This window comes from Elusimicrobiaceae bacterium (assembly GCA_028700325.1).
Taxonomy (GTDB): domain Bacteria; phylum Elusimicrobiota; class Elusimicrobia; order Elusimicrobiales; family Elusimicrobiaceae; genus JAQVSV01.
In genome coordinates this window covers 1-8869 of record JAQVSV010000082.1, presented here as the reverse complement: position 1 = coordinate 8869, position 8869 = coordinate 1, and the positions used below count along the sequence as shown (strand labels likewise).

6 protein-coding genes are annotated in these 8869 nt (G+C 55.9%); 5 read left to right on the top strand and 1 reads right to left on the bottom strand.

Features of this window, described 5'->3' with window-relative positions; all coding sequences use genetic code 11:
• Nucleotides 1-340: hypothetical protein (locus tag PHW69_08870; protein MDD4005296.1), on the bottom strand; the 340-nt coding region annotated here is incomplete at its 3' end.
• Nucleotides 341-802: 462 nt separating this feature from the next.
• On the opposite strand from PHW69_08870, the gene PHW69_08865 reads away from it, so the two are divergent.
• The 5 genes from PHW69_08865 to PHW69_08845 form a co-directional block, all read left to right on the top strand.
• Complete coding sequence (locus PHW69_08865; GenBank protein ID MDD4005295.1) at nt 803-2056, top strand: oligosaccharide flippase family protein; 1254 nt, start codon at nt 803-805, stop codon at nt 2054-2056.
• 170 nt (nt 2057-2226) lie between these two features.
• Complete coding sequence (locus PHW69_08860) at nt 2227-3009, top strand: MotA/TolQ/ExbB proton channel family protein (protein ID MDD4005294.1); 783 nt, start codon at nt 2227-2229, stop codon at nt 3007-3009.
• A 3-nt stretch (nt 3010-3012) separates the two neighbouring features.
• Nucleotides 3013-3690, top strand: coding sequence for a flagellar motor protein MotB (locus tag PHW69_08855; protein ID MDD4005293.1), 678 nt, complete (start codon nt 3013-3015; stop codon nt 3688-3690).
• Nucleotides 3690-4391 (top strand): response regulator transcription factor, encoded by a 702-nt coding sequence (locus tag PHW69_08850; GenBank protein ID MDD4005292.1) that lies wholly within the window; start codon nt 3690-3692, stop codon nt 4389-4391. Before PHW69_08855 ends, PHW69_08850 begins: the two co-directional genes overlap by 1 nt.
• Nucleotides 4392-4812: 421 nt before the next feature.
• The coding region (locus tag PHW69_08845; GenBank protein MDD4005291.1) for a DUF2341 domain-containing protein at nt 4813-8869 on the top strand (4057 nt) is incomplete at its 3' end.

Genomic DNA, 8869 nt, shown 5'->3' with positions numbered 1-8869 from the left:
TAAGGCCCGGGTGAAATATAAGAAGCCCGGTCGGCACGCCGAAAAAAACATGCACCCGGTCGAATTTGTTTTCGCGCAGTATGCCGGTCAGCGCATGCCACGTTTTTATGACGAATTTCAGCATTTCCGGCGAAGTGCAGATATGGGTGCGTTTGCGTCCGATGTCAAGTTTGTTTACGGTAAAGCCATATTCGGAGAAAATGCCGAACCGGTCCCAGCCCGTGGTCAGGAAATAAACCTCGTGGTTTTCGCGGGCGTAGGTCGCGGCTATGGAACGGGAACGGTGCCCCCCGCCTCCGCCGAGCGGCGGATATTCGTAATTCAGAATCAATATTTTCATTTTGCGAAAAAAATATCCTTGGCGTATCTGCCATTTTACAATATATCGCGCGACAGCGGCTGCTGCATATCCCGCGAGCACAGCATGCGGTTTCCGGCCTTGGGGGGGCAGAAACGCACAGGGCCTGTCCCGTTCGCGTGGCGGCATGTACAACACGCACGGCGCGCGATGTCCCAACCCCGCCATTGCAGCGGGTGCCGCTCCGCATGTCCCGCGCGCGTGGCGCGCAACGACAATATACGCTTAAAAATGTATAATAAAATGCTTGGCTTGCGCGCATGGCGGGATATTAACGCGATCCGGGGGTTGTGTATAAAATGTCCACATACAAAATTCGCGGGTATTGAATTTTATAGACGGAAGAAACGCGGGCTGCTGAGGCGGGTTCTGCTGTACGGGCGGCAAAAGCTCCTGTGAAATTATGAGGCCAAAATGTCCACAAACGGCGGTTGCGGCGGGCAAATGATCGCAAATTTTTTCGGCAGGTTAAAGTACGGGCCTGTTGTATTCTGGAGTTTCGCCGCCAAAGGCTCGGCGCTGGTGCTGTTTTACGCTTTTCAGGTTTATCTTGCACGCAAGGCCGGCACTTCCGTTTACGGACAGTGGAACCTGTTCTATTCCGTTTTTTCCATTCTTGCGATCATTGCCAACTGCGGCATAAATTTCTCCTCTCAAAAACACATGGCGCAGCATGACGGAACGGATCGGCTGGCGTCCGTTTTCGGTTCCGCGCTGGTATTGCGTTTTTGCGTGAGCGCGGCGTTCATGGCGGCATGGTTTGTATTGGCGGGGCCGCTTGCGGCGGCGCTTGGCAGGAGGGATCTCGCGCCGTTTATCGCGGCGGCCGCGCCGGCGATCTTTCTTGCGGGCCACGCGGAGTTTTTCAAGGAAGTGTTCATCGGGCTGCGTCTGATCCGCAACAATTTCATCATCAATACGCTCGAATACGGCCTGAAGCTTGTTTTCACGATCGCGGCATTGCGTATTTTCGCCGGTTTATTGCCTGTTGTGTGGGCTTTCGCGCTGGCATTGCTTGTGACCGTGCTGGCGGGGCTGCTGCTTGCCAGGGCACGGATTAAAGAGCCGTGGAAATTTTCCGCCGGGTTCGCCGGATCGGTGGCGGTTTACGCGCTGCCGCTGCTGGTCTACGAGATAAGCAATACCCTGCTGTCTGAAACCGACACGGTTATTCTGGGCATGCTAAAAGGCAATCATGAAGTCGGAGTGTATTCGATGGCCAAGCAGCTGCTTGTAAAGGCGCCGCATCTTGCGGTGGCGATTTCCATGGGTATCATGCCCGCGTTCGCAAGGCTGGACCATGCCAACCGCGCTGAACTGAAAAAACTCCTGCACTCTTTGCTGAAGCTGAATACCGTCATTTCGGGCCTGCTGGCCGGGGCGGTGCTGATTTTTGCTGATGCCATTATGTCCACACTGTTCGGCGCAGCGGGCGCGGCATCCGCGAATGTGCTCAGAGTGATGTGCGGATACATGGTGTTTTCGCTTTTCACGGTATATTCGGTGTCTTTTCTGCGCTATACCGGACAGGCCGGCCTGCTGGCTGTAAACATGCTGGCGGCGATCGCGGCGGATGTTTTTTTGATGCTGCTGCTTGCTCCTTCTCTGGGCGCGCTTGGCGCGGCGATCTCGGTAAGCGTATCTTACGGAGTTTTCGCTTCATTGAATTTTATCGCGGTGCATCGGGCGTTACGCTGACTGCGTGGCTGGCGCAAAAGTACGGTGTCCGGTTCACGTTGCGGCTGCACAGTCCGCCAATTCCATTGCGGAGTGTGCTAAAGGCTCTGCAAAGCGGGAATACACACGGGCGATTGATTGACAATGATCAGAAACATTGATAATATTAATATCGTTAACGGAGGCGCTCCATGGACGTAATGGCTTTGCTGGGCATTATTTGCGGGCTGGGGATGTATTCGTGGGGTATCATTGAAGGCGAGTCCGTATCCGCCTTTCTGAATGCCCACGGTATTGTGCTTGTCATAGGCGGCACGCTATTCGCAACGATGATTTATTGCCCGCCCGGTGCTTTTTTTGACGTGTTTCGCGCGGGCATGAGGATTTTTTTTCCGGCGAAGGTGCTGTCGGCGAACAAAGCCGTGGAGCTGGCCGTGGAGCTGGGCAAGAAGGCGAGACAGTCCGGCATGGATTCGCTGGAGTCGGACGTGTCCGCTATCAAAGATGACGGGTTTTTCCTGCGCACCTATCACGTCTGCCTGACCAGCGCCGACGAGGAAACCGCGCGCAACATTATCGAGCGGGAACTGATACAGATGGCGGGCCGGCACCGCGAGGTGCTTGGCGTGTTCCGGACTCTGGCTTCGGTTTCACCCATGATGGGGCTGATGGGCACGGTTATCGGCATTGTGTCGGTGCTCAGAAATATTTCCGACCCCAGCCGCGTAGGCGCGAACATGGGTGTTGCCATGTCAACCGTGTTTTACGGCATTTTGCTGTCCGGCCTGTTTTTCAACCCTATGGGCGGCAAGCTCAAAAGCAGAAGCTATCTCGAACTGCTTTCCAAAGAAATCATCATGGAAGCGCTGCTCACTATTGCGTATTCCAACATGACTCCCAGCGAAATCGAACGGAAGATGGTGGGGTTTCTGAAATCGCGCATGATCAGGCAGGCGGTGGCGCGTAACGCGTAATTTATGCATTTAGAGCCGGAACAGGAAGAAAGCAACGAGGGAATGTGGGCCATCACATATGGCGATCTCATGAGTTATCTCATGATTTTTTTCCTGTTCCTGTATGCGTTCGCGATTCAGAGCCAGTCGAGTTCGGTCGCAAAGGAGCAGGCGCAGGAAACGCTGTCGGAAATCCAGAAAGCGTTCGGCGGAGAGGAAACCCAGGTGGTGAAGAAGCGCCGCGAGGAGAACGAATCGCTGGAGGCGCTTAAGGACACGTTCGTTTCTTCCGACACAACCCGCGCGGTGGAGATTGATTCCGACGAGCGGTTTTTAAAGCTCACGCTGAAAGACAAAATCATGTTCCAGCCCTGCGAGGCCATGCTTAACGACGACGCCAAAAAAGTTCTGCACGGGTTCGCAATTGTGGCCAAGGAAATGCCGAACGATATTATTGTGGAAGGGCATACGGACAACATGCCGCCCGGCAGAAAATGCCCGTTTGCATCGAACTGGATTCTGTCAATGGCCCGGGCCTACAGCATTATCAAATATCTGGGCGACGACGAGGGGATTGATCCGTCCCGGATGTCCGGGGTGGGATACGGCGAATACCGGCCGCTTGTGCCGAACGATTCGGCGGAGAACATGAGCCGCAACCGGCGCATCCAGATCAACATTGTCCGGCAGCAGGTTTTCTGATGAATTACAACATAGTTCTTGTCGGATGCGACCGGGATACCGGGGAGGAAATACTTTCGGCAATGAAAGGCCTGCGCTATGAGTGCATGAGAATGATCACGGTCGAGAGAGAGCTGGACCGGCTGGCGGCGTTCAGGCCGGATTTGCTGGTGCTGGATCTGCAGGTGCCGGGTACGGCAGGGCTGTTTTTTCTTGATCTTATCCGGCTGGAGCCTCAGCTGCGCGACGCGCTGGTCATGGTCTTGTCGGACGACGGGCGGTTTTCCTGCATGCAGGAGTCGTTCGAGCGCGGCGCGGACGATTTTCTTTTCAAGCCTTTTGACCGGCGCGAGCTGAATTTGCGGGTGCGCGCGTTATTGCGCAGGCGCAACCGTTGCGCAGAGAGCGGCGTTGACGGCAATTCCCTGAGAATGAAGAAGGCCCGGCGGCAGGCGTATCTGGGCGAACAGCCGCTGAATCTGACCAGAATGGAATTCGAAATTCTCGGCCTGCTGCGCCGGGAGAAAGGGCGGACTCTTTCTCGTCAGTACCTGCTGCGGCATTTATGGGGCGGCGCGGAAGGGCTTAGAACCCGCGCGCTCGATATGCATATTTCAAACCTGCGGAAAAAACTGGGCAAGCTGTCATGCTGTGTTGAAACCGTGCCCGGCCACGGCTACAGGTTTGCGGGCCAGGCTTTTCCTGAAGGCGGAACGGCCTGACGGGCCGGATAGCCGCGCGGTTTCTGCATTTCTTCAGATTTTTGTTTGGTGAGCGTGGTCTGGCCGCCGGAGAGTCTTTGCATTTGCGCGGGCCGTGACAGCTGCAAGAACTGGAATGCAGGGCGAACAAGCGTGTGACTAAAGTGGCAAAAAAAGATATGGCGCGCCGTGGCGTTGTATTGTATACTATGTGAATCAATAGAGTGGGGAGTTTGTTTTTTCAGATCCGTTCGTGGCCGGTACGGGCGAACGAGAGTTTGGAGGTTCAATAGAAAAGCGAGTATTTGTGCCGGCTTAAAGCTGCAGTCCGGTTCCCGGAAATAAAGGGAGCGGGGTTTGTTTTGGGGTAAGGCGGCTTTAGGTTTTGCGGTACAATTAGGCAATATGTTTTAAATATATGAACAAATTGCGCGGATCAAAAATGAAAACGATTTTCTCCCGCGCCGCTTTTGCGGCGGGGCTTTTTTCGTTTTTTGTTCCGGCACTTTTCGCATCGGCCTCAATTAACGACAGCGGTTCCGCAAACCTCAATCTGGGCACCGCTACGCTGACCCGCGTTTCGGGCGCCGACCCCAACGCCTATGTGCGGATTGACAATTACGGCGCTCCATCAATTTCCTCTCCTTCAACATCCGTGGCCTGGGCTCTGGGCAGTTACAGCTACCGCCGCGACATTACCGTCGCGTCAAATTACGCGAGCGCCCTTACGAATTATCAGGTTCTGCTGGTGCTGGATACGCTGACGCCGATTTCCGAGGGACGGATGCTCAGTTCGGGCGCGGATTTGCGGTTTGTCGTATCAGGTTCGGCAACGCCGCTTTCGTACTGGATTGAGAGCGGGCTTAACACTTCGGCCACCAGAATCTGGGTAAAGGTGCCTTCTATTGCCGCCGGCGGCAGCGTCACGCTGACCGCGTATTACGGGTATGCGTCGGCAACGGCGGTTTCCTCCACCTCGACTTTCGTGTTCGCTGACGCTTTCCCCGGTTCTTCGCTGGATACCGGCACCTGGTCCTATTCGTATGCCTATTCGGCGGTGTCTACCGCGACCGCGGTAAGCAACGGCACACTGACACTCACACTGGCCGCGCCAAGCGAAGGGCCTACCAATCCCGCCCGCTCCGGAATCAGGCTTAATAACGATCTGGGAACGCTGTCCGGCTATCGGTTCCATACCACGGTGGCAACCAATTCCAACGCAAAAACGGGTGCGTCGTTCATGCTGTCGCAGGAACACAACGCCAGCGCGTACAGCACGTCAAAGGCGCTTGAATTTTACATATCGAACGGCGAAATACCCCGGTACGGGTTGCGCAACATCAGCTACGGAGCCGGAGCCGACCTGGTTTCGGGCAACGTGTCAGGAACCGCGAGCGTGGATATCATGCTGCTTTCCACGGCGACGCTACTTTATATAAACGATTCGCTGGTATATTCCGGCGCGGCGACATCGCTGACTTATCTGTACATGTTCATGGACGAAATTTCCACAACAACCGCAGTCGCGTCACAGGTGTTCGGGCCGGTTTACGTTACCAAGTATGCCACAACGCCGTCCGTCACGTTAGGCGGCGAGCAGGGCAAATTTTATCCGGGCGGTTCTTTCTCTTCACGGGAGATTGATACCGGTGCGTCCGGCTCGCTGGTTCAAACGGTGAACTGGGCTGATGTGGTCGGTTCGTCCACATCATTAACCGTTGCGGTGCGCGCAGATGATACGGACGTTACCCAGTCAACTTGGGTAACGGTGTCAAAAGGCGCCGCACCGTCTTCAACCGTGCAGGGCAGGATTTACCAGTATAAAGTGGATATGTCGGAAAGCGATGTCAGATATTCGCCGACTTTCAGTAGCCTGACCTTCACTTTCATTTCGCCGCCCCATACGCCCGATCCTTCAAGCGGGCAGCCGCTGTCGTCTTCTACTATCCAGTGGAGCTGGACCGATAACAGTTCCGGCCAGTATCAGGAGCAGGGGTTCAATCTGCTTTCGTCTGCCGGGGTCTATCTGGCCACAACAACCGCCGGAACCGTCAGTTACACTGAAGTGGGGCTTTCGCCCAACATGCTCTATACCCGCAGGATACGCGCGTATAACCAGGCCGGCTATACGGACGGGTCCCTGCTTTCCACCTATTCCGGCGCGGCCCCCCCCAACGTCACGGCGAACAAGACCGCCGGCGTGTGGTACACTACCGGCACGGCCATAACATTCACAAACGTCGCCGGGTTCGGAGCGGGCGGCGTGGAGTATTACCGGTATGCGTGGTCGGATTCGCCTTCATACGATTTCACGGGCAACGAAACCATATGGGAGTCTTCCACACTGACTTCGACGATAAATGTCAATGGCACATACTATCTGCATCTGCGTTCCTATAACGCTTACGGTGTAGCCGGCAGCACTGCGGTGTCCGGGCCGTTTTACATAGACGGCACTTATCCGCTGGTTGACAGTTTTGCGCCGAGTTCCAGCAGCTGGGAGGGCACCAGCGTAAGCGTCAATCTCGGTTTGAGCGATAGCGGCGGCGCCAGGCTCTCCCAGTACAGATACAATTGGAACACTTCCGCTCTGACACCTTCGCTCTGGAGCGATTGGGTTGCTTTGCCGGGCGCCAATATTGCTGTCGCAACGGAAACCTATGCCACGGCCGGGGAATATTATCTGCATGTGCAGGTTGAGGACGGCGCCGGCAACAGAACCAGCCGGTATTCGGGCACTTATAAAATAGATAAATCTTCGCCGACCGGAAGCATCATCATCAACAACGGCGCCACATTTGTGGCCACTTCCGCGGTTACGGTGACAATCAACTCGACTGACACACAGTCCGGGTTACAGGATTACCGAATTCAGAACTATCCTTCCGGCGAGTGGAGCGGCTGGGTTGCGAATACATCCACGAGCGTTTCCACTGCCTGGAACCTTGAATCCTCAACCGGCACCAAAACCGTGGCGGTGCAGGTGCGGGACAATGTGGGCAATACGGCCACATTTACAGACACCATAATATATGACAACGCGACCAAAATAAGCGCACCGGCGGTTGGCGCGGTAGCTACGGGTGACTCTCCCGAAGAAGTGTCCACCGCGCTCATCAACGCGCAATTGCTGTGGAACGCCGGCAGCGAGGGTATCGGCGGCAAGCCGCTTATCTTCCAGTTTGACGGGCAGGATCAGACCATAGAGGCGGATGGAACCGGATCCGCCACGGCCGAGTTTGAAACCCCCACTTCTTACGGCGTGTACACGGCTACGGTTATTTTTCAGGGTGACGGCGAGTATGCGTCCACAACGACGGTTTCGGCTGTCACAGTCCGCCGGCGCAATACGTTCATGTTCGGCGCCGGCAAGTCGGTCAATATAGGTGAAACGGTATCTCTGTCCGTCACTATTCTGGACGGCGAAACAATGTCCGCAGGGCTTACCGACAAGCCGGTCTGGTTCTATTTTTACGGTTCAACGGTTTCGGCGGTGTCTTACAGTGGTGCGGCTTCAGCCGATTTCACCGCGCCATTGTCTTCCGGCGTTTATAAAGCCACGGTTACTTTTAACGGCGATCTCGCCTACGCTGCCAAAACCGTCTATCCGAACGTGACGGTAAACCGGAAAGTCACCAGCATTTCGGGCAGCAACATAAGCGTTGCGCGCAACGAGCCTTTCATTCCGCAGGTCACTCTTTATTACGGCGCGGCCACGGTGCCGGACAAGGCGATCAAATTTACCTACGGGACATCAAGCGGCACCGCCATCACGAGCGCGAGCGGCATCGCCAGCATGACATTCACCGCGCCGTCGTCCAGCGGAACCGGCAGCCTTACGGCAATGTTCGCGGGTGACACCGAATTTGTGTCTTCCACGAAAACGCTTACGATTACGGTGACTCCGCGTCCGACCTCGATCGGCGCGCCGGCGGTGACCGTTCAGCGCAACGATAACTTTTCGGCGCAGGCAACTTTGACCGACCAGATCGCGGGGACCGCGATCAGCGGGGCGGTCATGACTTTTGTCTATGGAACCGACACCAAGACCGCGCTGACCAGCGCGACGGGTCTTTCAAGCGCGGCTTTCACGGCTCCGGCAGTTCGCGGGACTGGAAATGTCGGCGTAAGTTTCGCCGGCAGCGCGGAATACTCGGCGCAGAGCGCGTCCATTGGCCTTACCATCATTCCGCGCGGCAGCACGCTTTCAATGGACGATATGTCGGTTACGGCCGGCTATTCCTTCGATGCGACGGCGCGGCTGGTGGACACTTCATTGCCTGCTGTCGCCGTCAGCGGAAAAGTGCTCACATTTTTCTTTACCAATACAAGCAAAACCGCTCTGACCGATGCTTCCGGCTACGCCACGGTGAGTTATTACGGCCCGAGCGAGGTCGGCTCCTATGCCATAACCTCAAGTTATGCGGGCGACGATTTATACAGCGCGTCGTCTGTCGAGGCCACCGTAACCGTGCAGACGCGGCCCACCACCATGGTTG

Bases quoted from the DNA above. Each gene is read 5' to 3' on its own strand.
- PHW69_08865 (MDD4005295.1), top strand. From the start codon at position 803: ATGATCGCAAATTTTTTCGGCAGGTTAAAGTACGGGCCTGTTGTATTC.
- PHW69_08860 (MDD4005294.1), top strand. From the start codon at position 2,227: ATGGACGTAATGGCTTTGCTGGGCATTATTTGCGGGCTGGGGATGTAT.
- PHW69_08855 (MDD4005293.1), top strand. From the start codon at position 3,013: ATGCATTTAGAGCCGGAACAGGAAGAAAGCAACGAGGGAATGTGGGCC.
- PHW69_08850 (MDD4005292.1), top strand. From the start codon at position 3,690: ATGAATTACAACATAGTTCTTGTCGGATGCGACCGGGATACCGGGGAG.